This window comes from Micromonospora sp. NPDC049139, from assembly GCF_055586845.1.
Window position 1 is genome coordinate 269,570 of the sequence record NZ_JBVJHK010000005.1, and the last position, 22,978, is coordinate 292,547.

The window sequence follows — 22,978 nt, forward strand, 5'->3', positions numbered from 1 at the left end:
CGCAGTCGCGAACGGAAGGCGACTCTGATGACGACTTTCAGTGACGAGACCCGCGAACGGGCCCGGGAGATCATCGCCCGGTACCCGGCCGACCGGTCCCGGTCGGCGCTGCTGCCGCTGCTGCACCTGGTGCAGGCCGAGGAGGGTTACGTCTCGCCGGCCGGCGTGGAGTTCTGCGCCGAGGTGCTGGGCCTGAACAAGGCCCAGGTCGGCGCGGTGGCCACCTTCTACACCATGTACAAGCGCCGGCCGACCGGCGACTACCTGGTGAGCGTCTGCACCAACACCATGTGCAACGTGCTCGGCGGCCAGGAGGTCTACGACACCCTCGCCGAGCACCTCGGCGTGGGGCACGACGAGACCACCACCGACGGGAAGATCACCCTGGAGCACGCCGAGTGCCTGGCGGCCTGCGACTACGGGCCGGTGATGACCGTCAACTACGACTTCTTCGACGGAGTTGACCCGCAGACCGCGCTCGGCGTGGTCGACGAGCTGCGCGCCGGGGGCCGGCCGATGCCGACCCGGGGCGCCCGGCTCTGCACGCTCAAGGAGATGGCGGTGCAGCTCGCCGGCTTCGCCGACGAGCGCGAGGGCGCGGTGGCCGACGGCGGGCCGGGAGAGCCCACCCTGCGCGGGCTGCGGCTGGCGCAGCAGCACGGCATCTCGGTGCCGGGCTTCGACCCGAACACCCCGATCCGCAGCAAGGCCGAGGCCGACAAGGCCGCCGCCGAGGCGAAGGCCAGGAGTGAGGCCACCGCGAAGCCGGCTCCCGCCCAGGCCGCGAGTGGCAACGGCGCCGGGCCCGCCGGCGAGCCGGCCCCCGGCACCAAGGCCCCCGCCGACAGCGTGCCGCCGGCGCCCCGCGACGCCCAGGCGGCGGAGGCCGCCGGAGCCGCTGCCAACGCGCCGGCCGGCGACCGCAAGCCCGCCGGCGACGAGGCCGGGGCGCAGGAGCGCAACCTCAAGGAAGCCGAGGCGGGGGCCGGCGCCGGTGGCGCGGGCTCCGCCCGCGCGAGCGAGACGGGGGTCCAGAAGTGACCACTCCCCGGCCGGAGACCCTGGCCAAGCTGACGCCGGTGCTCAGCAAGCGCTGGCTGTCGCCGGACGCGTGGCGGATCGGCACCTACGAGAAGCTCGACGGCTACGCGGCCCTGCGCAAGGCGCTCAAGGCCCACCCGGACGACCTCATCCAGCTGGTCAAGGACTCCGGGCTGCGCGGTCGCGGCGGCGCCGGCTTCCCGACCGGTCTCAAGTGGGGGTTCATCCCGCAGGGCGACGGCAAGCCGCACTACCTCGTGGTCAACGCCGACGAGGGCGAGCCGGGCACCTGCAAGGACCTGCCGCTGATGACGCACGACCCGCACTCGCTCGTCGAGGGCGTGATCATCGCGTCGTACGCGATCCGGGCCAACCGCGCCTACATCTACATCCGCGGCGAGGCGGTGCACGCCGCGCGCCGGCTGCGCAACGCCGTGCAGGAGGCGTACGCCCGGGGCTACCTCGGCCGGAACATCCAGGGCAGCGGCTTCGACCTGGACCTGGTGGTGCACTCGGGCGCCGGGGCGTACATCTGCGGCGAGGAGACCGCGCTGCTGGACTCGCTGGAGGGCTTCCGGGGCCAGCCCCGGCTGCGCCCGCCGTTCCCGGCGACCCACGGCCTGTACGCGAGCCCGACCGTCGTCAACAACGTCGGCACCATCGCGAGCGTGCCGTACATCGTGCTGGGCGGCGCGGACTGGTGGAAGACCATGGGCACGGAGAAGTCCTCCGGCCCGATGATCTACTCGCTCTCCGGCCGGATCGCCAACCCCGGCCAGTTCGAGTGCACCATGGGCGTCACCCTCCGGGAACTGATCGAGCTGGCCGGCGGCATGCAGCCCGGCCACAACCTGAGGTTCTGGACGCCGGGCGGCTCGTCGACGCCGCTGCTCACCGCCGAGCACCTGGACGTGCCGCTGGACTTCGAGGGGGTGGCGGCGGCCGGTTCGATCCTCGGCACCACGGCCACCCAGATCTTCTCCGACCAGGACTGCCCGGTCTACGCGACCTACCGGTGGCTGGAGTTCTACCACCACGAGTCGTGCGGCAAGTGCACCCCGTGCCGCGAGGGCAACTACTGGATGGTCCGGGTCTACCGGCGGATCCTCGCCGGCCAGGGCACCCACGAGGACCTGGACACCCTGCTCGACACCTGCGACAACATCCTCGGCCGCTCGTTCTGCGGCCTGGGTGACGGTGCGACCAGCTCGGTGACCTCGTCGCTGAAGTACTTCAAGCAGGACTACCTCGACTACATCGAGGGACGTACCGCGCCGAAGCTGTCGGACAAGCAGCTGGTGGGAGCGCACTAATGACTGACGTCGTCAAGCAGACCGAGACCGTCACCCTCACCATCGACGGCGTCGAGGTCACCGCCCCGAAGGGGGCGCTGCTGATCCGGGTCGCCGAGCAGTTGGGCACCGAGATCCCCCGGTTCTGCGACCACCCGCTGCTGGCCCCGGCCGGCGCGTGCCGGCAGTGCCTGGTCGAGGTGGAGGGGCAGCGCAAGCCGGTCGCCTCCTGCACCCAGACCGTCGCCGACGGCATGGTCGTACGCACGCAGCTCACCTCCCCGGTCGCCAAGAAGGCGCAGGAGGGGGTCATGGAGCTGCTGCTGCTCAACCACCCGCTCGACTGCCCCATGTGCGACAAGGGCGGTGAGTGCCCGCTGCAGAACCAGGCGATGTCGACCGGCCGCGCCGACTCGCGGTTCCACGAGCACAAGCGGGAGTACCCGAAGCCGCTGCCGATCAGCACCCAGGTGCTGCTCGACCGCGAGCGCTGCGTGCTCTGCCAGCGCTGCACCCGGTTCTCGGAGGAGATCGCCGGCGACAAGTTCATCGACCTGATGGGCCGGTCGTCCGCCGAGGAGATCAACATCTACCGGGACGAGGAGTACGGCGAGGAGGGCGACGCCGGTGACGTGCCCTTCAACTCGTACTTCTCCGGTAACACGGTGCAGATCTGCCCGGTCGGCGCGCTGACCGGCACGCAGTACCGGTTCCGGGCCCGCCCGTTCGACCTGGTCTCCACCCCGAGCGTCTGCGAGCACTGCTCGGCCGGCTGCGCCCAGCGCACCGACTGGCGGCGGGGCAAGGTGCTGCGCCGGCTGGCCGGCGACGACCCGCAGGTCAACGAGGAGTGGAACTGCGACAAGGGGCGGTGGGGCTTCCAGTACACCCGCGCCTTCGACCGGCTCACCACCCCGCTGGTCCGCGACGAGCGCACCGGCGAGCTGCGCGAGGCGTCGTGGAGCGAGGCGCTGGCCGTCGCCGCCGAGGGGCTGCGCGCGGCGCGGGACGGCCAGGGCACGGCGGTGCTGACCGGCGGCCGGCTGACCGTCGAGGACGCCTACGCGTACGCGAAGTTCGCCCGGGTCGCCCTGAACACCAACGACATCGACTTCCGGGCCCGGCCGGTCTCCCGCGAGGAGACCGACTTCCTGGCCAGCTCGGTCGCCGGGGTCACGGACGTCACGTACGCCGACGTGGAGAACGCACCGGCCGTGGTGCTGGTCGGGCTGGAGCCGGAGGAGGAGTGCCCGATCCTCTTCCTGCGGCTGCGCAAGGCGTACCTCAAGAAGAAGCTGACGGTGTACGCGATCGCGCCGTTCGCCACCCGCGGCCTGGAGAAGCTCGGCGCCAAGCTGGCCCGGGTGGTGCCGGGCGAGGAGGCGACCGTGCTCGCCGAGCACGCCACGGTCGCCGAGGCGCTGAGCGCCGAGGGCGCGATCCTGATCGTCGGCGAGCGGCTGGCGAGCGTGCCGGGGGGCCTCTCCGCGGCGGCCGACGTCGCCCGGCGTACCGGCGCGAAGCTGGCCTGGGTGCCGCGGCGCGCGGGTGACCGCGGCGCGGTCGACACGGGCTGCCTGCCCAACCTGCTCCCCGGCGGCCGCCTGGTCACCGAGCCCGCCGCCCGGGCCGAGCTGGGCGAGGCGTGGGACATCGCGGCCGGGGTGATCCCGAGCCAGGCCGGCCGGGACACCGACGGCATCCTCGCCGCCGCCGCCGGCGGCCAGCTCGGCGCGCTGGTGGTGGCCGGGGTCGACCCGGCCGACCTGGCCGACCCGCGGCTGGCCGAGGCGGCCCTCGACGCGGTGCCGTTCCTGGTCAGCCTGGAGCAGCGGATGAGCGCGGTGGCCCGCCGGGCCGACGTGGTCCTCCCGGTGGCCCCGGTGGCCGAGAAGGCCGGCAGCTTCCTGGACTGGGAGGGCCGACTGCGCACCTTCGAGGCGGTGCTGCGGACCGCCGCGATGACCGACGGCCGGGTGCTGGACGCGCTCGCCGCGCAGCTCGACGTGCAGCTCGGCACCGGCGACGTGCTCAGCGTCCGCCGCGAGCTGGGCGCGCTGCCGCGCACCCGCACCGGCCGGCCCGCCGCCCCGGCGGTGGAGCCGGCCGCGGTGCCGCAGCCGGGCGCCGGCGAGGCCGTGCTCGCCACCTGGCACCAGCTGGTCGACCTGGGCAGCCTCACCGACGGCGACGAGCACCTCGCGGGCACCGCCCGCCCGCCGGTGGTCCGGCTGGGCAAGGGCACCGCGGAGGCGCTCGGCGTCGCCGACGGTGACCCGGTGACGGTGGGCACCGACCGGGGGGCGCTGACCCTGCCGGCGGCGATCACCGAGATGCCGGACGGCGTCGTCTGGCTGCCGACCAACTCGCCCGGCTCGACCGTGCGGCGCAGCCTCGGCGCGACGTCCGGCGCGGTCGTCCGGATCTCCGCTCCCGCCCCGACCGGGTCGGCGCCGGAGGCCGGAGAGGTCGCCGCGGACGCGGCCGGCCGTCCGGGCCCGCTCCTCAACGCAGGGGGTGCAATCCAGTGAACGCGGTCTACCTGGCCCAGGATCCGACGCTGGCCGACTTCGGCCGGGACCCCTGGTGGCTGGTCCTCGGCAAGGTCGTCTTCGCCTTCGTCTTCGGTCTGCTCGCCACCCTGCTCGGCGTCTGGTTCGAGCGGCGGGTCGTGGGCCGCATGGCAGTGCGGCCCGGCCCCAACCAGGTCGGCCCGTTCGGCCTGCTGCAGACCCTCGCCGACGGCCTGAAGATGGCCTTCAAGGAGGACATCCTGCCGAAGGCGGCCGACAAGGTCGTCTACTTCTTCGCCCCGACCATCTCGGTGATCTGCGCGGTCACCGCGCTGTCGGTGGTGCCGTTCGGCCCGATGGTGAGCATCTTCGGCCACTGGACGCCGCTGCAGGTCACCGACGTGCCGGTGGCGGTGCTGGTGCTGCTGGCCTGCTCGTCGATGGGCATCTACGGCATCGTGCTCGGCGGCTGGGCCTCCGGCTCGACCTACCCGCTGCTGGGCGGCCTGCGCTCCACCGCCCAGATGATCTCGTACGAGGTCGCGATGGGCCTGAGCATCGTGGCGGTGTTCATGACCGCCGGCACGATGTCCACCAGCGGGATCGTCGCCGCCCAGGCGGACGGCACCCGGCTGAGCATCGCGGGCGTCGAGGTCCCGGCCCCCGGCTGGTACGCGATCCTGCTGCTGCCCAGCTTCATCATCTTCTTCATCGCCACGGTCGGCGAGACCAACCGCGCGCCGTTCGACCTGCCCGAGGCGGAGTCCGAGCTGGTCGCGGGCTTCATGACGGAATACAGCTCGCTGAAGTTCGCGCTCTTCATGCTCAGCGAGTACGTCTCGATGGTCACCATGTCCGCGGTCACCACGACGCTCTTCCTGGGCGGCTGGCGGGCCCCGGCGCCGATCACCACCATCTGGGCCGGCGCCAACTCCGGCTGGTGGCCGATGCTCTGGTTCTTCGCCAAGGTCGTCCTGCTGGTCTTCGTCTTCGTCTGGCTGCGGGGCACGCTGCCCCGGCTGCGCTACGACCAGTTCATGCGCTTCGGCTGGAAGGTGCTGCTCCCGATCAACCTGGTCTGGATCCTGGTCCTGGCCGGCCTGCGCTCGATCGAGGACTGGGACTCGCGCAGCAAGCTGATCGCGGTCGGCATCCCCGCCGGCATCCTGCTGCTCGCCACGCTGCTGTGGCCGAGCCGGAAGCCGCAGCCGAAGCCGACCGTCCAGGAACAGGTCGACAACCGGCCGCACGGGAGCTTCCCGCTGCCCCCGATGGACCTGCAGGTACCACCGAGCCCGCGCACCAGGCGCGTGGTCGCCGAGCGGGAGCCGGCCAACATCGCCGCCGGCTCGGACTCCAGGGAGGTGTGACGTGGGCGCGATCACCGGAACGTTCAAGGGCTTCGGTGTCACCTTCTCGCACATGTTCAAGAAGGTCGTCACGACCGACTACCCGTTCAAGCCGCCGGTCTCGGCGCCGCGCTACCACGGGCGGCACATCCTGAACCGGCACCCGGACGGGCTGGAGAAGTGCATCGGGTGCGAGCTGTGCGCCTGGGCCTGCCCGGCGGACGCGATCTACGTCGAGGGTGGCGACAACACCGACGAGCAGCGCTTCTCGCCGGGTGAGCGGTACGCCAGCGTCTACCAGATCAACTACGCCCGGTGCATCTTCTGCGGGCTCTGCATCGAGGCCTGCCCGACCCGTTCGCTGACGATGAGCAACGAGTACGAGCTGGCCCGGGACAGCCGGCAGGACCTGATCTTCACGAAGGAGCAGCTGCTCGCGCCGCTGCTGCCGGGCATGGAGCAGCCGCCGCACCCGATGCGGCTGGGCGACAGCGAGAAGGACTACTACGTCGGCGCGCTGACCAACCCGGGCACCTCGGCCGGCGCGGAGCACTCGGCCAACAACCCGGGCCGGTACCAGGTGGAGGAGCACCCCGGTGTGACCTTCCCCGGCGCCGAGCAGCACGCCCAGCGGGCCGCGGCCGGCAAGGGGGACGGAGCATGACCACGCAGACGGTGCTCGCCGCGGCGGGCGGGGTCTCCGGCGGGGAACAGGTCACGTTCTGGATCCTGGCCCCGCTGGCGCTGATCGGCGCGATCGGCATGGTCGCGGCGCGCAACGCCGTGCACTCGGCGCTCTGGCTGGTGCTGACCATGCTCTGCCTGGGCGTGTTCTACGTGCTCCAGGCCGGGCCGTTCATCGGCATGGTGCAGATCATCGTCTACACCGGCGCGATCATGATGCTCTTCCTGTTCGTGCTGATGCTGGTGGGCCGGGACGCCTCGGACTCGCTGATCGAGACGCTCCGCGGCCAGCGGGTCGCGGCGGTGGTGCTCGGGCTCGGCTTCGCCGGCCTCGTCGGCGGCGGGCTCTGGCGCGCCCTGGAGGGCACCACGGCCGTCGGACTGGAGCAGGCCAACGCCGAGGGCAACGTGCAGGGCATCGCCCGGCTGCTGTTCACCAAGTACGTCTTCGCCTTCGAGCTCACCTCGGCGCTGCTCATCACCGCCGCGGTCGGCGCGATGGTGCTGGCGCACATCGAGCGGCGCAAGCAGGACAAGGTCGACCAGCCGACGACCATGCGGGCACGCTTCGCGCCGGGCAACTACCCGGGTCCGAAGCCCGGCCCGGGCGTCTACGCGACCTCGTCCTCGGTGGCCACCCCGGCCCGCCTGCCGGACGGCCGGCTGACCGAGGTGAGCACCCCCGACATCCTGCCGGTGCGCGAGCTCACCGACCGGGAGACCTCGCTGAAGGGGACCGACCGGTGAGCGCGAGGAGTGAGCTTGCGAGCCCCGCAGTCGCGAACGAAAGGCTGACGCAGCGATGACACCCGACTACTACCTGGTGCTGGCCGCGGTGCTGTTCACCATCGGCGCGGTCGGTGTGCTCATCCGGCGCAACGCGATCGTGCTGTTCATGTGCGTCGAGCTGATGCTCAACGCGGCCAACCTGACGCTGGTCACCTTCAGCCGGATCAACGGTGACCTCAACGGCCAGATCATGGCGTTCTTCGTGATGGTGGTGGCGGCGGCCGAGGTCGTGATCGGGCTCGCCATCATCATGGCGATCTTCCGGACCCGGCGCTCCGCGAGCGTCGACGACGCCAACCTGCTGAAGTACTGAGGGGTCCTGCGGTGGGAACGATTCTGACGAACGCCCCGGCTGAGCCGGCGGGCACCGTCGCGTACGCGACGGCGGACGGGCTGCTGGGCAGCGTCTGGCTGCTGGTGGCGATCCCGCTGGTCAGCGCGGCGATCCTGCTGCTGCTCGGCCGGCGGGCGGACCGCTGGGGGCACTGGCTCGGGGTGGCCGCCATCGGCGCCGCGTTCGTGCTGGGCCTGACCTACTTCTTCCAGCTGCGTGGCCTGGAGAACAAGTCGGTCGAGCTGAGCCTGTGGGACTTCATCACCGTCGGCGACCTGCGGGTGGACTTCGGCCTGCTCTTCGACCCGCTGGCCGCCGTCTTCGTGCTGCTGATCACCGGGGTGGGTTTCCTGATCCACCTCTACGCGGTCGAGTACATGGCGCACGACGCGGGGCGCCGGCGGTTCTTCGGGTACTTCAACCTGTTCGTCGCCGCCATGCTCCTGCTGGTGCTCGGCAACAACTACGTGATGCTCTACTTCGGCTGGGAGGGCGTCGGTCTGGCGTCGTACCTGCTGATCTCCTTCTGGTACGAGCGGCCGAGCGCCGCCACGGCCGGCAAGAAGGCGTTCCTGATGAACCGGGTCGGCGACGCCGGCCTGGCGATCGGCATCTTCATCATGTTCGCCACCCTCGGCACCACCCAGTACGACGAGGTCTTCAACGGCGTCGGCTCGCTGACCGCGACCACGGTGCTGGTGCTCGGCCTGCTGCTGCTGCTCGGCGCGACCGGCAAGTCCGGTCAGTTCCCGCTCCAGGCATGGCTGCCGGACGCGATGGAGGGTCCGACCCCGGTGTCGGCGCTCATCCACGCCGCCACCATGGTCACGGCCGGCGTCTACCTGATCGCCCGCTCCAACCCGATCTTCTCGGCCAACTCCACCCTCCAGCTCGTGGTGGTGAGCGTCGGCGCGCTGACCCTGCTGATCGGCTGCGTCATCGGCGCGGCCAAGGACGACATCAAGCGGGTGCTGGCCTGGTCGACGGTGAGCCAGATCGGCTACATGTTCGTCGGTGTCGGCCTCGGTGGGGGCGCCTACGCGCTGGCCATCATCCACCTGCTGGCGCACGGCTTCTTCAAGGCCAACATGTTCCTCGGCGCCGGTTCGGTCATGCACGGCATGAACGACCAGGTGGACATCCGGCGGTTCGGGGCGCTGTCGAAGCACATGAAGGTCACCTGGCTGACGTTCATGATGGGCTGGCTCGCCATCATCGGCATCCCGCCGCTGTCCGGCTACTTCTCGAAGGAGCCGATCATCGTGGCCGCGTTCGAGCGGGAGGACTGGACCGCCTGGCTCTTCGGCGGCGCGGCCCTGCTCGGCGCCGGGCTGACCGCGTTCTACATGACCCGGCTCTTCGTGCTCACCTTCCACGGCCCGAAGCGCTGGACGGAGGACATCGAGCACCCGCACGAGTCGCCGAAGCTGATGACCGTCCCGCTGGTCCTGCTGGCGATCGGCTCCGTCGGGGCCGGCTACCTGCTCTCCACCTCGGTACCGGACTGGCTGACCGCCACCGCCGGGCTGGGCGGCCAGGAGGCCGAGCACCACCCGGTGCTCTCGCACGCCGTGGTCACGATCCTGTCGATCCTGGTCACCGTGCTCGGTGCCGGGCTCGCCTGGTTCCTGTTCCGGGGCGGCACGGCCACCGCGCCGCAGCCGGCCGGGGTGCTGGTCACCGCCGCCCGGCGCAACCTATACACCGACGCGTTCAACGAGGCGGTCTTCGAGAAGCCGGGCATCTTCCTCACCCGGGCGCTGGTCTACCTGGACAACCGGGGCGTCGACGGGCTGGTCAACGGCCTCGCGGCGGGGATCGGTGGCGGCTCGGGCCGGCTCCGGCGGCTCCAGACGGGCTTCGTCCGGTCGTACGCCACCTCGATCCTGGCCGGCGCGCTGCTGGTGGTGGCGGCGTTCCTGGCCGTCGAGGCGGGGTGGCTGGCGTGATCGACCTCTTCCAGGCGGCCGTCGTCGGCGGACCGCGCAGTGACGACGGAGGTAAGGCCGCATAATGTCCGACTTCCCGTTCCTCTCGGTGCTCACCGTGGCACCGCTGGTCGGTGCCCTGGTGGTGGCCTTCCTGCCGCGCAGTCGGCCGGAACTGGCCAAGCAGGTGGCGCTCGGCTGGTCGCTGCTGGTGCTGGCGCTGTCGGTGGTCATGTGGGTGACCTTCCAGGTCGGTGGTGACCGTTTCCAGTTCCGCGAGTCGTACCCGTGGATCCCGAACTGGGGCGTCAGCTTCACCTTCGCCGCCGACGGCATCGCGCTGGTGATGCTGATGCTGATCGCGGTGCTGGTGCCGCTGGTGATCCTGGCGTCCTGGCACGACGCCGAGTCGTCGAAGCGGTCGGTGCCGGTCTACTTCGCGCTGCTGCTCGTCCTCGAGTGCACGATGATCGGCGTCTTCGCCGCCGCCGACGTCTTCCTGTTCTACGTGTTCTTCGAGGTCATGCTGGTGCCGATGTATTTCCTCATCGGCAGCTACGGCGGCCACCAGCGGCAGTACGCGGCGGTGAAGTTCTTCCTCTACTCGCTCGTCGGCGGTCTGTTCATGCTCGCCGCGGTGATCGGCCTCTGGGTGGTCGGCGGGAAGACCTTCGACTGGCAGGCGCTGTCCCAGGTGGACATCTCCACCGGCACGGAGCGCTGGCTGTTCCTCGGCTTCTTCCTCGCGTTCGCGATCAAGGCGCCGTTCTTCCCGTTCCACACCTGGCTGCCGGACGCCGGTGGCGCGGCCCCGGCCGGCGCGGCGGCGCTGCTCGTCGGCGTGCTCGACAAGGTCGGCACGTTCGGCATCCTGCGCTACTGCCTGCCGCTGTTCCCGGACGCGGCCAAGTGGTTCGCCCCGTGGGCGCTGGCGCTGGGCCTGATCGGCATCATCTACGCCGCGCTGCTGGCGGTGGGCCAGAACGACCTCAAGCGGCTGGTGTCGTACACGTCGATCGCGCACTTCGGTTTCATCGGGGTGGGCATCTTCGCCTTCACCACCCAGGCGGGCACCGGCGCGGTGCTCTACATGGTCAACCACGGGCTGGCCACCGGCCTGCTCTTCCTGGTGGTGGGCATGCTCATCGCCCGGCGCGGCTCGGCGCTGATCAGCGACTTCGGCGGCGCCGGCAAGCTGGTGCCGATCCTGGCCGGGGTGCTCTTCTTCGCCGGTCTGGCCTCGCTCGCGCTGCCCGGCACCGCGCCGTTCGTCTCCGAGTTCCTGGTGCTGATCGGCACGTTCACGGTGAACAAGCCGGTCGCGGTGATCGCCACGCTCGGCATCATCCTGGCCGCCGCGTACGTGCTGTGGATGGTGCAGCGCACCACGCAGGGCACGCTCAATCCGGCGCTGACCGAGGTCGACGGCATGCGGCGGGACCTCAACCTGCGCGAGAAGTTCGTGGTCGCCCCGCTGATCGTGCTGATCGTGCTGCTCGGCTTCTACCCGAAGCCGGTGACCGACGTGATCAACCCGGCCGTGCAGGCGACCATGCAGGACATCGGCAGGACCGACCCCGCCCCGACCTCGGGCGGCACCGTCCAGGAGGCGGCAAAGTGAATGAGCTGAAACTGCCGTCGATCGACTACGCGGCGCTCGCGCCGACCCTGATCATGCTGGGTGCCGCGCTGCTCGGCGTGCTGGTCGAGGCGTTCGTACCCCGCCGGCTCCGGCACGTGGTGCAGCTCTCGTTGGCCCTGCTGGCGGTGCTCGCCGCGCTGACCATGGTGGTGCTGGCGGCGGACGAGCGGTCGATCACCATCGGCGGGGCGATCGCGGTCGACGGGCCGACGCTCTTCCTCCAGGGCGCGATCCTCGTCCTCGCCGCGATGGCGCTGCTGCTCATCGGCGAGCGCTCGGTGGAGCGGGGCGGGGCGTTCGTCGCCCAGGCCGCGGTCACCGCCGAGTCCGCCGACGACCGGCGGCAGGCCGAGGGCAAGAACGGCCTCACCGAGGTCTACCCGCTGACCACGTTCGCGATCGGCGGCATGCTGATCTTCGTGGCGGCGAACGACCTGCTGACCATGTTCATCGCGCTCGAGGTCTTCTCGCTGCCGCTGTACCTGCTCTGCGCGCTGGCCCGCCGCCGGCGGCTGCTGAGCCAGGAGGCCGCGCTGAAGTACTTCATGCTCGGCGCGTACGCCTCGGCCTTCTTCCTGTTCGGCGTGGCCCTGGTGTACGGCTTCACCGCGGGCGTCCCGGGCCGGCAGGCGGGCGTCGACTTCGCCACCGTCCACGCGGCCGTGGCGAACTCCCCGGCCAGCCCGGTGCTGCTCTTCGCCGGCATGGCGCTGCTCGCCATCGGTCTGCTCTTCAAGGCCGCGGCCGCCCCGTTCCACGTCTGGACGCCGGACGTCTACCAGGGCGCGCCGACCCCGATCACCGGCTTCATGGCCGCCTGCACCAAGGTCGCCGCGTTCGGCGCCCTGCTGCGGGTGTTCCACGTCGCCTTCGACGGCGCCCGGTGGAACTTCACCCCGGTCCTCGGCGCGGTGGCGGTGCTGACGATGCTGATCGGCGCGGTGCTGGCGGTCACCCAGACCGACATCAAGCGGCTGCTGGCATACTCCTCGATCGCCAACGCCGGCTACCTGCTGGTGGGCGTGTTGGCGCCCAGCGCCGACGGGGTCTCCGGGACGATGTTCTACCTGGTCGCGTATGGCTTCTCGGTGCTCGCCGCGTTCGCCGTGGTGACCCTGGTGCGCGACGCCGACGGAGAGGCCACCCACCTGTCCCGCTGGGCCGGGCTGGGGCGGCGTTCGCCGTTCTACGCCGGCGTCTTCACCTTCATCCTGCTCGCCTTCGCCGGCATCCCGCTGACCAGCGGCTTCACGAGCAAGTTCGCGGTCTTCGGGCCGGCGCTCGACGGCGGGCAGGCGTGGCTGGTGATCGCCGGCGTGCTGACCAGCATGGTGCTGGCGTTCCCGTACCTGCGGGTCGTGGTGATGATGTGGCTCTCCGAGCCGGGCGAGTCGACGCCGACCGTCGCCGTGCCGGGCGGGCTGACCTCGGCCGCGCTGATGATCGGCGTGATCGCCACCCTGGTCCTCGGCGTGGCCCCGGCGCCGCTGCTCGACCTGGCCACCGGCGCCGCCGAATTTGTCAGATGACCGACGCTCGGGCCCGCGGGGGCCGGTACGCCACGGCGTGCCGGCCCCCGCGCCGTATCCCCCGTCCAGGGCAGGTCGGAGGGGTGTGGCATGGTTGAAGGCGTGGTGAATCCGGCTGGCGAGCGTTCAAGTGCCATCGGGTCCGGCGGCCGTCGGACCAGGGTGAGCACGAGTCAGTTCGGCGCGCTCGGCCTCTATCTCGCCGATCCCCGCGTCGAGGCGTCCGTGCTGGGCCTGCTGGAGGGCGTCGAGGTCGAGTTGCGCGCCAGTGTGGCCAGTGCCGACCCGTTCGTCACCGAGGCCGCCCGGCACCTCGTGGAGGCGGGCGGCAAGCGGTTCCGCCCGCTGCTGGTGGCGTTGGGCGCGCAGTTCGGCGACCCGACCAGCGCCCAGGTCGTGCCGGCCGCGGTGGTGATGGAGCTCACCCACCTGGCGACGCTCTACCACGACGACGTGATGGACGAGGCCGCCGTGCGCCGGGGCGCGCCCAGCGCCAACTCCCGGTGGACCAACTCGGTCGCCATCCTCGTCGGCGACTACCTCTTCGCCCGCGCCGCCGACATCGCGGCCGACCTGGGCATCGAGGCCGTACGCCTCCAGGCGCGCACCTTCGCCCGGCTGGTGCACGGCCAGATCGCCGAGACCGTCGGCCCCCGCCCCGGCGACGACCCGGTGGCCCACTACCTGGACGTGATCGCGGGGAAGACCGGCTCGCTGATCGCCACCTCGGCCCGCTTCGGCGGCATGTTCGGCGGCGCCGCCCCGGAGCACACCGAGGCGCTGGCCGGCTACGGCGAGACCATCGGGGTGGCCTTCCAGCTCTCCGACGACCTGCTCGACATCGCCTCGGAGTCGGTGGAGTCGGGCAAGACGCCCGGCACCGACCTGCGTGAGGGCGTGCCGACCCTGCCGGTGCTCTACGCGCTCGCCTCGGACGACGCCGACGCCGCCTCGGTGCGGCTGCGGGAGATCCTGGCCACCGGCCCGCTGACCGACGACGACCTGCACGCCGAGGCGCTCGGCCTGCTCCGCGAGAGCCCGGCGCTCAAGCGGGCCCGGGAGACGGTGCGCAGCTACGCCGAGGAGGCCCGGGAGCAGCTCGCGCCGCTCCCGGAGGGCCCGGCCCGCCGCGCCCTGGAGTCCCTCTGCGACTACATCGCCGACCGCACGAGCTGACGCCCGTCCCGGCCGCCCCGCAGCAGGGGCGGCCCGGTGCGGCCGGTCAGTCGTGCTCGTAGTACTGGACCTGGATCCCCTCCCGGCGGACGATCACGTCGGCGTGGTCGCCGAACGTCTCCAGGAGCACGTCGTCGAAGCCGCCCGCCTCGAGGGCCTCGGCGAAGGCGTCCGCCCGCAGGTAGCGGGCCTCGTCGTGCCCTCGGTACGTTTCCCGTCTCGAGGAGGCCCAACCGCCCAGGGTCGGGTGCCGGTCGGCGTACTCGCCCACGCAGAGGTCGTCCGGGTTGGCCTGCGGCCCGTCGGCGGTGGTGCGTACCCACACGTCCTGTACGCCGAAGACGCACGGCTCGCCGTCGTTGAAGTAGGGCGTGTACTGCCGCCAGCCGAACTCCGTGACGGCCTCGTCGTCGAGCAGGGCGCGCAGGAGCGGTCGCAGCTCCTCCAGGGGCCGCTGCGGGACCCGGTGGCCCTGGGTGATCTCACCCTCGACCGGGATGCCGAGGAAACTGACGTGACTCACTGGTCGCCTCCGAGCAGGGTGGAGAGGGGCAGGTCCTTGCGTTGGGCGCCGGACATCCAGGGACGGATCGGCATCCCGTCGAGGTAGTCGGCGGGGCTGGGCAGCCAGCCCAGGTCCTCCAGCACGTGCCGTTCGGCGATCAGGCGGACCGGGACGCGCTTGCGGCCGACCCGCAGGGTGTCGCCGAAGATCCGCTGGCAGAGGTAGATGCCGGCGGTGTGGTGGTACATCGCGCGGTGCCGGACGTCCCCGATGATCTGTTTGGAGGAGTCGATGAACTCCTCGATCGGCAGGTAGTCCTCCGGGGTGCCGCCCCACTTGCGCGCCGCCGACTGCGCGTGGTGCCACGAATTCATGATCGACAAACTAGCCGTCGGCACCGACAGGATCGGCCCGGCCCGCTCAGTGGCGGGTGAGCAGCCGGCTGCCGGTGAGCATCAGGGCGGCGGCGGCCAGCATGGCCGCCCCGGCGGTGAGCCACATCGCGGGGTAGCCGGCGTGGGCGGCCAGCCCGCCGAGGCCCAGCGGGCCGAGGCAGCCGCCCGCGTACACCCCGGTCTGGGTGATCGAGGTGGCGGCGGCCGGGGCCTGCGGGTGCAGCCGGACCACCGCGAACGTCATCAGCCCCGGCCACGCCCAGCCCAGGCCGAAGCCGAGCACCACGCCGAGGACCAGCGGCGCCGGGCCGGCGACGGCGAGCAGGCCCAGCCCGGCCGCGCCGACCACGAGCATGCCGGCGATGACGGCCACGTGCCCGGCGGGGCGGCGGTCCGCCAGCCAGCCCGCGCAGACCCGCGCGGTGACGCAGACCGCGCTGCCGAGGGTCAGCGTCAGCCCGGCCAGGCCGGGGGTGAGCCCCCGGTCGACGGCGGAGTCCACCACAAAGGTGCCCAGCGCGTTCGCGGCCGCCGCGGCGAGCATCGCGGCGGCCCCGACCACCAGCAGGGCCGCCGTGGCGCGGCCGGCGCGGGCGGGCGCGGCCGTCCGGCCCGCACGCGGCTCCCGCGCGGGCACGGCGGGCAGCGCCGCCAGGGCCGCCCCGGCGGCCACCACGAACGCCCACCGCCAGCCGGCGGTCAGCGCGACCGTCGGCACCGCCGCGCCGGCCAGCAGGGTGGAGACGGGGATGGCGGCCTGCTTTACCCCGAACGACAGCCCCTGCCGCCGCGCCGGCACGTGCCGGGCCAGCGCGGCGTTGCTGGCGAGCTGGCCGAGGGCGTTGGCGGCGGCGCTGAGCGCCAGCAGCCCCACCAGCACGGCGTACGACCGGGCGAGGGCGGCGACGGCGAGCATCGCCCCGGCGGAGAGCAGGATGGCGCAGCGGGCCACCACGGCCGGCCCGTACCGGTCGACGAGCCTCCCGGAGGGCACCGACGCCAGCGCGCCGACCCCGAAGTAGACGGAGACGGCCAGGCCCAGCCCGGCGGGGGAGAAGCCGAGGTCGTCGCCCAACTGCACGGCGAGCCCGCCGACCAGGAAGACCGGCAGGACGGAGGCGATGGTGACGGCGACGGCACCGGCGGCGGCCCTGGCGGGGCGGGGCGGTGCGACGTCCGGGGCGGGGTGGAGCGCGGGGCGGGTCATGGTGCGGCAAACCTACGCGAGGCCGCCTCGGGTCACGCACTGTGCCGGTGCGGGTACGTGCTGTTCGCGACGATCTGGCATCCTCCACCCGAACAGGCATTTCGCACCGGGCCTGTATTTCATATGGTGTAAGTCCCCGGCGGCGGAGGTGGTTGTGCGCGACCCCTTGGCGGAACCTTCGGATCTCATCCGGAGCGTGTCCCGCGCGCTACGAGTGCTCGAGTCGGTCGGTCGCGCCCCGAAGGGGCTGACCGTCAAGCAGATCGCCCGGCGGTGTGAGCTGACCGTGGCGACGACCTACCACCTGGTCCGCACCCTGGCCTACGAGGGCTACGTGATCCGGCGCGAGGACGGCACGTACATCGTGGGCCTGGAGGTGGCCGACCGTTACCGCGAGCTGGTGACGGCGTTCCGGGGGCCGCCGGCGGTCGGGGAGAGCCTGCGCCGGGCCGCCGTGGACACGGGCTACAGCCACTACCTGGGCCGGTTCGTGGGCGGTCAGGTGGCCGTTACGGCGGTCGCCGAGGGCCCCCGCTCGCCCTACCTGGAGGACCTGGTGCCCGGGTTCGACGAGGGGGCGCACGCGACCGCCCTGGGCAAGGCCCTGCTCGCCACGCTGACCGCCGAGCAGCGCTTCCGTTACCTGCGCGAGTACGGCATGCGTCCGTTCACCTCCGCCACCCTGACCAGCACGGAGGCGTTCGAGGCCGACCTGGCCGCCGGCGACCGGCGCGGCATGCAGTTGGAGCTGGGGCAGTTCCGGCAGGGGGTGGCGTGCGCCGCGGTGCTGGTCAGCCCCGACAAGGACATGGAACGCCGGGTGGTGCTCGCCTGCGCCCTGCCGGCCAGCGAGATGATGACCTCCGCCCGGGTGGTCCGGGCGAAGCTGCTCACCGCCGCCCGGGCCATCGCCGACGGCCTGGCGTCGGAGAGCTGACCGGCCGGCGGGCACCGCCGCAGCGGCCGTTCCCGGAAACGGCCGTGGGCCCTCACCCCGGCTGGGAGAGGGCCCACGGTGGCGGTCCAGCGCGGACCGCCCGAGGAGGAGTCAGCTGCCGACCGGCCCGCCGTCGAGACGCCAGGTCACCACCACGCCGGGCTTGGCGTAGTCGCCGTCCGGCCAGTTCGAGGCCGGCTTCTCCACCGACGCGCCGCTGATCTCGCCCGGGTGCTGCACGGCCACGAAGACCGAGCGGTTGTCCCCAGTGATGAACGGGCCGCAGGCCTCCGCGCCCACCGGCACGGTCAGGAACTGCTTCAGGTGCCCCCGCTCCGGTCCCTCGACGGCGGTCGCGAAGAGGCCGTCGTTGCTGCCCAGCGCGTTGCCGTCGGTGGAGATCCAGAGGTTCCCGGTGGCGTCGAACGCCACGTTGTCCGGGCAGGAGATCGGGGAGACCGCCGCCTTGTCGTACCCGCCGAAGTACGTCGACGGGTCGGCCGGGTCACCGCAGACGATCGGCAGCGACCAGGCGAACGTCTCGGCGGAGTTGTCGCCACGGTCCTCGACCAGCTCCAGCACCTGACCGTGCTTGTTCAGGTTGCGCGGGTTGGCCTCGTCGGCGGCCGGCTTGCCGGCCTTGCCCCGGTCGGTGTTGTTGGTCAGCGCCACGTACACCTTGCCGGTGAGCAGGCTCGGCTCGACGTCCTCCGGGCGGTCCATCTTGGTCGCCCCGACCTTGTCGCCGGCGAGCCGGGTGAAGGTCAGCACGTCGGCGGCGGTCATCCCGTCGACGTACGAGCGGTTGCCGCTGACCAGCTTGATCCAGCGACCCCGGCCGTTGAACGCGCCGTCGGCGGGGAGCTTGCCGGAACCGTCGATCTCGCCAGCGCTGGTCTGCTCCAGCTGGGCGACGTAGAGGGTGCCGGACTCCAGCAGGGTCAGGTTGTGCCTGCGGGCGACCCAGGAGTTGCCCTTCATGAACTTCTTGTCGGAGACGAACTTGTAGAGGTAGTCGAACCGCTCGTCGTCACCCATGTACGCGACCACGTGCCCGCTGGCGGCGACGATGACGTTCGCGCCCTCGTGCTTGAACCGGCCCAGCGCGGTGTGCTTACGCGGGCGGCTCTCCGGGTCGAACGGGTCGATCTCCACGATCCAGCCGTGCCGGTTGGCCTCGTTCGGGTGCTTGGCCAGGTCGAACCGCTCGTCGGCGCGCTCCCACTTGCGGCTGCCGCTCGGGTAACGGGCGGTGGTGGTGATGCCGTAGCGGGCCAGCTTCGGCTTGTCCGCCTCCGGCGCGCCGTCGCCGCCGACGAAGTACTGGTTGAAGTTCTCCTCGCCGGAGAGCACCGTGCCCCACGGGGTCACCCCGCCGGCGCAGTTGTTGAGGGTGCCGACGACCGTGCGGCCCTTCGGGTCGGCGGCGGTCCTCAGGGGGGCCGAACCGGCGGCCGGCCCGGTCAGCTCGAACTTCGTGGCCAGCGCCGTGATCCGCCGGTTGTACGGCCGGCGGCCCTTGGTGACCGGCCGCCACTGCCCGGTGCCCCCGACCCGCTCCAGCTCCACCACGGACATGCCGTGCGCGGCCATCGCGACCCGGAGCTGCTCTACGGTCAGCGCGTCCTGCCCGGTGAAGCCGGGGAACATCAGGTCCTCGTTGGTGTATTCGTGGTTGACCACGAGCAGCGCCCGCTGCCCGCGCCCGTCCAGCGGCAGCACCCCGACGAAGTCGTTGTTGTAGCCGAACTGCTTGGCCTGCGCGGCGGCGGTCTGGCCGTGCAGGTCGAACTCGGGCGCGCCCGGGACGACCGGGTCGCCCCAGCGGATGACGACCGCGTGGTCGTACCCGTTGGGGACGACGAAGGTGTCCAGGGTGTTCGGCGGGACCGGCTTGAAGGTCAGCGCGCCGCTGCCGACGCCGCCAGAGGGGCGGCCGAAGCCGGCGGCCTCGGGCACCACGGGGGTGGCGGGGGCCGCCGCGGCGGGGGCGGCGCCGGCCAGCGCGCCGGCCGCCGCGCCGCCGAAGCCGAGGACCAGCGCGCCGACCGCGCCGGCCCGGACCACGCCGCGCCGGGAGACCTCCGCGCCCACCACGTCGCCGAAGTACGCGTTGTCGGAGGTGTTCGGCACCGGATGGTCGCAGGCGTTGCCGCACCGGTACAGACAGGTCATGGCGTCGCGGCTGCCGTGGCGGGTGGCGCCCAGCAACGGGAGCAGCCGGGGACGGTCGCTCATGGAAGGAGCCTCCTGGAGGGGGGTCGGTGCACGCCGGACAGCCGCTGGCGTGCGTACCCGCCGGACGGTAGGAGGACCCGGTGAGCGGGCGTCGGCGGCGGCGTGAACCGGGCGTGAACACCTCCGCCGGGACTGCCACGATGACCTGCGGCTGAACCGATCCGGGTGACGGCGCGTGTTCCCGTGCGAACGCCACTGTCGGACTCGCGCCGAGAGCGAGGAGACCGCCATCAGCGACCACGACGCCCAACTGCTCCGCGCGCTGCACGACGAGCACGCGGAGGCGCTCTACGCGCACGCCCTGCGCCTCGTCAACGGCGACCGGCAGCGGGCCGAGGACCTGGTGCAGGAGACGCTGCTGCGGGCCTGGCGGCACCCGGAGTCCCTCGACCCGGAGCGCGGCTCGGTCCGGGCCTGGCTCTTCACCACCGCCCGCAACCTGGCCATCGACGCCTGGCGGCGCCGCTCCACCCGGGTCGGCGAGGTCTTCACCGACGAGCTGCCCGAGCCCCCGGAGACGGTGGACGAGGCGGAACGCGCGGTGGAGGCGTGGACCGTCGCCGAGGCGCTGAACCGGCTCAGCCCCACCCACCGGGAGGTGCTGGTGGAGTGCTTCTACCAGGGGCGGTCGGTGGCCGAGGCGGCCTCCCGGCTGGGCGTGCCGCCGGGCACCGTGAAGTCCCGGACCCACTACGCCCTGCGCTCACTACGGTTGGTCCTGGCCGAGATGGGGGTGACCGCATGACCCGGTGCGACTTCGCGCACGACGACGGCGCGTACGTGCTGGGTGCGTTGGCCCCCGCCGAACGGGCGGCCTACGAGCGGCACCTCGCCGGGTGTGCCGCGTGCCGCCAGGCGGTCGCCGAGATCGCCGTCCTGCCCGGCCTGCTGGGCCGGCTCGATCCGGCCGGGCTGGAGCAGCTCCCGCCGTCGCCGGAGAACCCGCGGGTGCCCGAGCTGCTCACCGCCGCGCGCGAGCGCCGGCGCCGCGAGCGGTCGGCCGCCCGCCGCCGGTACGCCCTCACCGCTCTCGCCGCCGCCGCACTGACCCTGGTCGTCGGCGTCGGCACCGCCGTGGTGCTGCCCCGCGAGGCGGCCACCCCGCCGCCCGCCGACGTGCGGATGGTCACCATGGAGCCGGTGGCCGGCACCGTGCCGGTGTACGCCGAGGTCGCCCTGACCAGCACCGGCTGGGGCACCGAGGTGCGGATGCGCTGCGGGTACGTCGCCAGGACGGGCTACGTCAAGGCGTACACCTTCCGGCTGGTGGCGCACGGCCCGGACGGCGCGACGGAGCAGGTCGGATCCTGGCTCGCCGGCCCCGGCGACGACCTGCGGATCACCGGCGCAACCCGCTTCACCGACGCCGAACTGGTCCGTCTGGAGCTGCTCCGCGCCGACGGCACCCCCGTCCTCGCCTACGACGTCCGCTGACCCGCGAGGGTCAGGGGATCGTGGCCGGGGCGGGGGCGGTGCGGGTCGCGGCGCGGGTCGCGGCGCGGGTGCGGCGGGATTGGCGCAGGGCGTCGACGGTGAAGACGACCAGCGCAGCCCACACCAGGGCGAAGCCGGCCAGCCGGGCCGGCGGCATCGGCTCGTGGAAGATCAGCACCCCGCAGCCGAGCTGGAGGATCGGGGCGAGGTACTGGAGCATGCCGAGACCGGTGAACGGGAGCCGGTTCGCCGCCCCGGCGAAGAGCAGCAGCGGGATCGCGGTCGCCGCGCCGGCCGACACCAGCAGCGCGGTGTGCCCGACCGAGACGTGCCCGAAGGTGGCGTCGCCGCTGGCGGTGAGCCAGCCCAGGTACGCCAGCGCGGGCAGCGCCAGCACCGCCGACTCGACGAAGAGCCCCTCCGCGGCGGGCAGCCCGAGCCGCTTCTTGACCAGGCCGTAGCCGGCGAAGCTGAGCGCCAGGACCAGCGCCAGGTAGGGCAGCCGGCCGTAGTCGACGGTCAGCACCGCCACGGCCAGCCCGCCGATGCCGAGCGCCGCCCACTGCGCGGGGCGCAGCCGTTCGCGCAGCACGGTGACGCCCAGCAGCACCACCACCAGCGGGTTGATGAAGTAGCCGAGGGCGGTCTCCACCACCCGCTCGGAGCTGACGCCGTAGATGTAGGCGCCCCAGTTCACCGCGATCAGCGCGGCGGCCGCGCCGATGCCGGCCAGCGCGCGGGGCCGGCGCACCAGCGCCCGCAGGAACCCGACGTTGCGCATCGCGCCAAGCAGCAGGGCGACGAACGCCACCGACCAGACGACGCGGTGGGCCAGGATCTCCAGCGGCCCGGCCGGACGCAGCAGCTTGAAGTAGAGCGGGAAGAATCCCCAGAGGAGGTACGCGCCGAAGCCGTAGAGGTAGCCGAGGCGGAGTGGCGTCACGCCTCCACAGTAAGGGGCGGACGGCCCCCGGGATCCTTGCCGGTGACCGGGCTCACCGGCTGATCCCGCTGGTCGAGCTGCATCCAGCGGTGCGGATCGGTGATCGTTGCGAAGCCCACCTTCGCGTACACCTCGTGGGCGTCGAAGGTGGCCAGCAGGATCCGGCGTACGCCCAGGCCGGCGAGGTGGTCGCGGACCGCGCCGGCCAGCCAGGTGCCCAGCCCCCGGCCGCGCTCACCCGGGTCGACGTAGACGTCGCAGAGCCAGGCGAAGGTGGCCCCGTCGGTGACCGCCCGGGCGACCGCCACCTGCCGCCCGTCGCCGGGGCGGTAGACGCCGAACACCACCGACCCGGCGAACGCCCGCGCCACCGTCTCCCGGTCCCGACCGATCGCCCAGTACGCGTCGGTGGAGAGCCAGTGGTGCACGCGGTCCAGGTCGATCCGGTCCGGGTCGGTGCTGAGCAGGTAGCCGTCGTGGCGGGTCAAGGTGGTCACCCTGGTGACACTAACCCGGCGACCCGGGCCGCTGAGCAGCCAGTTCCCGGCATCTGGTCGGCGGTGCGGCTCAGTCCCGATCGAGGACGGCGCCGAGGATCCAGGTGACGATCCCGACGAAGAGCGCGCCGAGCACGGCCTCCGGCCAGAAGCTGTCGACGTGGAAGGGCAACCCGGCCTGGTCGGCGATCCAGCTCGTCAGCAGGAACAGCAGCCCGTTGACCACCAGCGCGATCAGCCCGAGGGTCAGCAGGTAGAAGCCGCAGCCGACGGTCTTGATGACCGGCTGGAGCACCGCGTTGACCACGCCGAAGATCGCCGCGACGAGGACGAGCGTGGTGACCGCGTCGGTGGCGGACTCCGTTTCCAGCGTGATGCCCGGGATGAGCAGCGTGGCCAGCCAGAAGGCCAGTGCCGTGCTGGCCAGCCGGATCAGCAGCCCCTTGAGGAATCCCATGGCGGGGATCGTGCCACGGACGCGCCACGTGCGGAACCCGCGAGATCGCCGGACCGCCTCGGGAAGCCGGATCCGCGGCCGGCCGCCA

General features: G+C 72.4%; 21 protein-coding genes. 14 read left to right on the top strand and 7 right to left on the bottom strand.

Going from position 1 to position 22,978, the window contains the following annotated elements; translation table 11 throughout:
• The first annotated feature begins 27 nt into the window (after positions 1-27).
• The 11 genes from nuoE (at position 28) to ACZ6Q9_RS12540 (ending at position 14,277) form a co-directional block, all read left to right on the top strand.
• Positions 28-1,041: an NADH-quinone oxidoreductase subunit NuoE gene (gene nuoE / locus ACZ6Q9_RS12490; RefSeq protein WP_396828569.1), complete on the top strand. Its 1,014-nt coding sequence runs from the start codon at positions 28-30 to the stop codon at positions 1,039-1,041.
• Positions 1,038-2,354 carry an NADH-quinone oxidoreductase subunit NuoF gene (nuoF, locus tag ACZ6Q9_RS12495; RefSeq protein WP_396828568.1) on the top strand — a complete coding sequence of 439 codons (1,317 nt, stop codon included), beginning with the start codon at positions 1,038-1,040 and terminating at the stop codon, positions 2,352-2,354. Before nuoE ends, nuoF begins: the two co-directional genes overlap by 4 nt.
• Positions 2,354-4,864 carry an NADH-quinone oxidoreductase subunit G gene (locus ACZ6Q9_RS12500; protein ID WP_396828566.1) on the top strand — a complete coding sequence of 837 codons (2,511 nt, stop codon included), beginning with the start codon at positions 2,354-2,356 and terminating at the stop codon, positions 4,862-4,864. The genes nuoF and ACZ6Q9_RS12500 overlap by 1 nt, the downstream gene beginning before the upstream one ends.
• Entirely contained in the window at positions 4,861-6,216 is a 1,356-nt protein-coding gene (nuoH, locus tag ACZ6Q9_RS12505) for an NADH-quinone oxidoreductase subunit NuoH (protein WP_393257489.1), read from the top strand. Before ACZ6Q9_RS12500 ends, nuoH begins: the two co-directional genes overlap by 4 nt.
• Before the next feature lies 1 nt (position 6,217).
• Positions 6,218-6,859 carry an NADH-quinone oxidoreductase subunit NuoI gene (nuoI, locus tag ACZ6Q9_RS12510; protein WP_393257491.1) on the top strand — a complete coding sequence of 214 codons (642 nt, stop codon included), beginning with the start codon at positions 6,218-6,220 and terminating at the stop codon, positions 6,857-6,859.
• On the top strand, positions 6,856-7,626 hold the full coding sequence (locus tag ACZ6Q9_RS12515) for an NADH-quinone oxidoreductase subunit J (RefSeq protein WP_393257493.1): 771 nt from the start codon (positions 6,856-6,858) through the stop codon (positions 7,624-7,626). The genes nuoI and ACZ6Q9_RS12515 overlap by 4 nt, the downstream gene beginning before the upstream one ends.
• A gap of 55 nt (positions 7,627-7,681) precedes the next feature.
• Complete coding sequence (nuoK, locus tag ACZ6Q9_RS12520) at positions 7,682-7,981, top strand: NADH-quinone oxidoreductase subunit NuoK (RefSeq protein ID WP_393257495.1); 300 nt, start codon at positions 7,682-7,684, stop codon at positions 7,979-7,981.
• Positions 7,982-7,992: 11 nt separating this feature from the next.
• Positions 7,993-9,951: an NADH-quinone oxidoreductase subunit L gene (gene nuoL / locus ACZ6Q9_RS12525; protein ID WP_393257497.1), complete on the top strand. Its 1,959-nt coding sequence runs from the start codon at positions 7,993-7,995 to the stop codon at positions 9,949-9,951.
• 64 nt (positions 9,952-10,015) lie between these two features.
• Positions 10,016-11,551 carry an NADH-quinone oxidoreductase subunit M gene (locus tag ACZ6Q9_RS12530; protein WP_357702044.1) on the top strand — a complete coding sequence of 512 codons (1,536 nt, stop codon included), beginning with the start codon at positions 10,016-10,018 and terminating at the stop codon, positions 11,549-11,551.
• Entirely contained in the window at positions 11,548-13,101 is a 1,554-nt protein-coding gene (nuoN, locus tag ACZ6Q9_RS12535; protein WP_393257500.1) for an NADH-quinone oxidoreductase subunit NuoN, read from the top strand. Before ACZ6Q9_RS12530 ends, nuoN begins: the two co-directional genes overlap by 4 nt.
• 90 nt (positions 13,102-13,191) lie before the next feature.
• Positions 13,192-14,277: a polyprenyl synthetase family protein gene (locus ACZ6Q9_RS12540; protein ID WP_393257502.1), complete on the top strand. Its 1,086-nt coding sequence runs from the start codon at positions 13,192-13,194 to the stop codon at positions 14,275-14,277.
• A 46-nt stretch (positions 14,278-14,323) separates the two neighbouring features.
• Here the strand turns inward: ACZ6Q9_RS12540 and ACZ6Q9_RS12545 are convergent, their stop codons facing one another.
• The 3 genes from ACZ6Q9_RS12545 to ACZ6Q9_RS12555 are packed head-to-tail and all read right to left on the bottom strand — an operon-like array spanning position 14,324 to position 16,384.
• A complete protein-coding gene (locus ACZ6Q9_RS12545; protein ID WP_396828561.1) occupies positions 14,324-14,800 on the bottom strand; it encodes a hypothetical protein in 477 nt (158 codons plus the stop codon).
• Positions 14,797-15,156: a DUF6915 family protein gene (locus ACZ6Q9_RS12550; protein ID WP_363700587.1), complete on the bottom strand. Its 360-nt coding sequence runs from the start codon at positions 15,154-15,156 to the stop codon at positions 14,797-14,799. The genes ACZ6Q9_RS12545 and ACZ6Q9_RS12550 overlap by 4 nt, the downstream gene beginning before the upstream one ends.
• Positions 15,157-15,202: 46 nt before the next feature.
• Positions 15,203-16,384: an MFS transporter gene (locus ACZ6Q9_RS12555; protein ID WP_393257507.1), complete on the bottom strand. Its 1,182-nt coding sequence runs from the start codon at positions 16,382-16,384 to the stop codon at positions 15,203-15,205.
• Positions 16,385-16,538: 154 nt separating this feature from the next.
• Between ACZ6Q9_RS12555 and ACZ6Q9_RS12560 the strand changes: the two genes are divergently transcribed.
• A complete protein-coding gene (locus ACZ6Q9_RS12560; protein ID WP_350701854.1) occupies positions 16,539-17,321 on the top strand; it encodes an IclR family transcriptional regulator in 783 nt (260 codons plus the stop codon).
• A 111-nt stretch (positions 17,322-17,432) separates the two neighbouring features.
• Here the strand turns inward: ACZ6Q9_RS12560 and ACZ6Q9_RS12565 are convergent, their stop codons facing one another.
• The gene (locus ACZ6Q9_RS12565; protein WP_393453477.1) at positions 17,433-19,559 is read right to left on the bottom strand and encodes a PhoX family protein; all 2,127 of its coding nucleotides are present in this window, start codon (positions 19,557-19,559) and stop codon (positions 17,433-17,435) included.
• A gap of 250 nt (positions 19,560-19,809) precedes the next feature.
• Here ACZ6Q9_RS12565 and ACZ6Q9_RS12570 point away from each other — a divergent pair, with 250 nt between their 5' ends.
• Both ACZ6Q9_RS12570 and ACZ6Q9_RS12575 read left to right on the top strand, forming a co-directional pair.
• Positions 19,810-20,304, top strand: a complete 495-nt coding sequence (locus tag ACZ6Q9_RS12570; protein ID WP_350702681.1) for a sigma-70 family RNA polymerase sigma factor — start codon at positions 19,810-19,812, stop codon at positions 20,302-20,304.
• Positions 20,301-20,993 (top strand): anti-sigma factor family protein, encoded by a 693-nt coding sequence (locus ACZ6Q9_RS12575; RefSeq protein ID WP_396828558.1) that lies wholly within the window; start codon positions 20,301-20,303, stop codon positions 20,991-20,993. The genes ACZ6Q9_RS12570 and ACZ6Q9_RS12575 overlap by 4 nt, the downstream gene beginning before the upstream one ends.
• Positions 20,994-21,003: 10 nt before the next feature.
• On the opposite strand, the gene rarD is transcribed toward ACZ6Q9_RS12575, so the two are convergent.
• The 3 genes from rarD to ACZ6Q9_RS12590 form a co-directional block, all read right to left on the bottom strand.
• Positions 21,004-21,936: an EamA family transporter RarD gene (gene rarD / locus ACZ6Q9_RS12580; RefSeq protein WP_393453471.1), complete on the bottom strand. Its 933-nt coding sequence runs from the start codon at positions 21,934-21,936 to the stop codon at positions 21,004-21,006.
• Positions 21,933-22,433, bottom strand: coding sequence for a GNAT family N-acetyltransferase (locus ACZ6Q9_RS12585; RefSeq protein WP_393257516.1), 501 nt, complete (start codon positions 22,431-22,433; stop codon positions 21,933-21,935). Before ACZ6Q9_RS12585 ends, rarD begins: the two co-directional genes overlap by 4 nt.
• Before the next feature lie 70 nt (positions 22,434-22,503).
• Complete coding sequence (locus tag ACZ6Q9_RS12590; protein WP_393257518.1) at positions 22,504-22,890, bottom strand: phage holin family protein; 387 nt, start codon at positions 22,888-22,890, stop codon at positions 22,504-22,506.
• Positions 22,891-22,978 lie beyond the last annotated feature (88 nt).

Excerpts from the sequence above, each read along its gene's own strand:
- nuoE (WP_396828569.1), top strand. The coding sequence starts at position 28 with ATGACGACTTTCAGTGACGAGACCCGCGAACGGGCCCGGGAGATCATC.
- ACZ6Q9_RS12500 (WP_396828566.1), top strand. The coding sequence starts at position 2,354 with ATGACTGACGTCGTCAAGCAGACCGAGACCGTCACCCTCACCATCGAC.
- ACZ6Q9_RS12515 (WP_393257493.1), top strand. The coding sequence starts at position 6,856 with ATGACCACGCAGACGGTGCTCGCCGCGGCGGGCGGGGTCTCCGGCGGG.
- nuoK (WP_393257495.1), top strand. The coding sequence starts at position 7,682 with ATGACACCCGACTACTACCTGGTGCTGGCCGCGGTGCTGTTCACCATC.
- ACZ6Q9_RS12530 (WP_357702044.1), top strand. The coding sequence starts at position 10,016 with ATGTCCGACTTCCCGTTCCTCTCGGTGCTCACCGTGGCACCGCTGGTC.
- ACZ6Q9_RS12540 (WP_393257502.1), top strand. The coding sequence starts at position 13,192 with ATGGTTGAAGGCGTGGTGAATCCGGCTGGCGAGCGTTCAAGTGCCATC.
- ACZ6Q9_RS12550 (WP_363700587.1), bottom strand. The coding sequence starts at position 15,156 with ATGAATTCGTGGCACCACGCGCAGTCGGCGGCGCGCAAGTGGGGCGGC.
- ACZ6Q9_RS12555 (WP_393257507.1), bottom strand. The coding sequence starts at position 16,384 with ATGACCCGCCCCGCGCTCCACCCCGCCCCGGACGTCGCACCGCCCCGC.
- ACZ6Q9_RS12565 (WP_393453477.1), bottom strand. The coding sequence starts at position 19,559 with ATGAGCGACCGTCCCCGGCTGCTCCCGTTGCTGGGCGCCACCCGCCAC.
- ACZ6Q9_RS12575 (WP_396828558.1), top strand. The coding sequence starts at position 20,301 with ATGACCCGGTGCGACTTCGCGCACGACGACGGCGCGTACGTGCTGGGT.
- ACZ6Q9_RS12590 (WP_393257518.1), bottom strand. The coding sequence starts at position 22,890 with ATGGGATTCCTCAAGGGGCTGCTGATCCGGCTGGCCAGCACGGCACTG.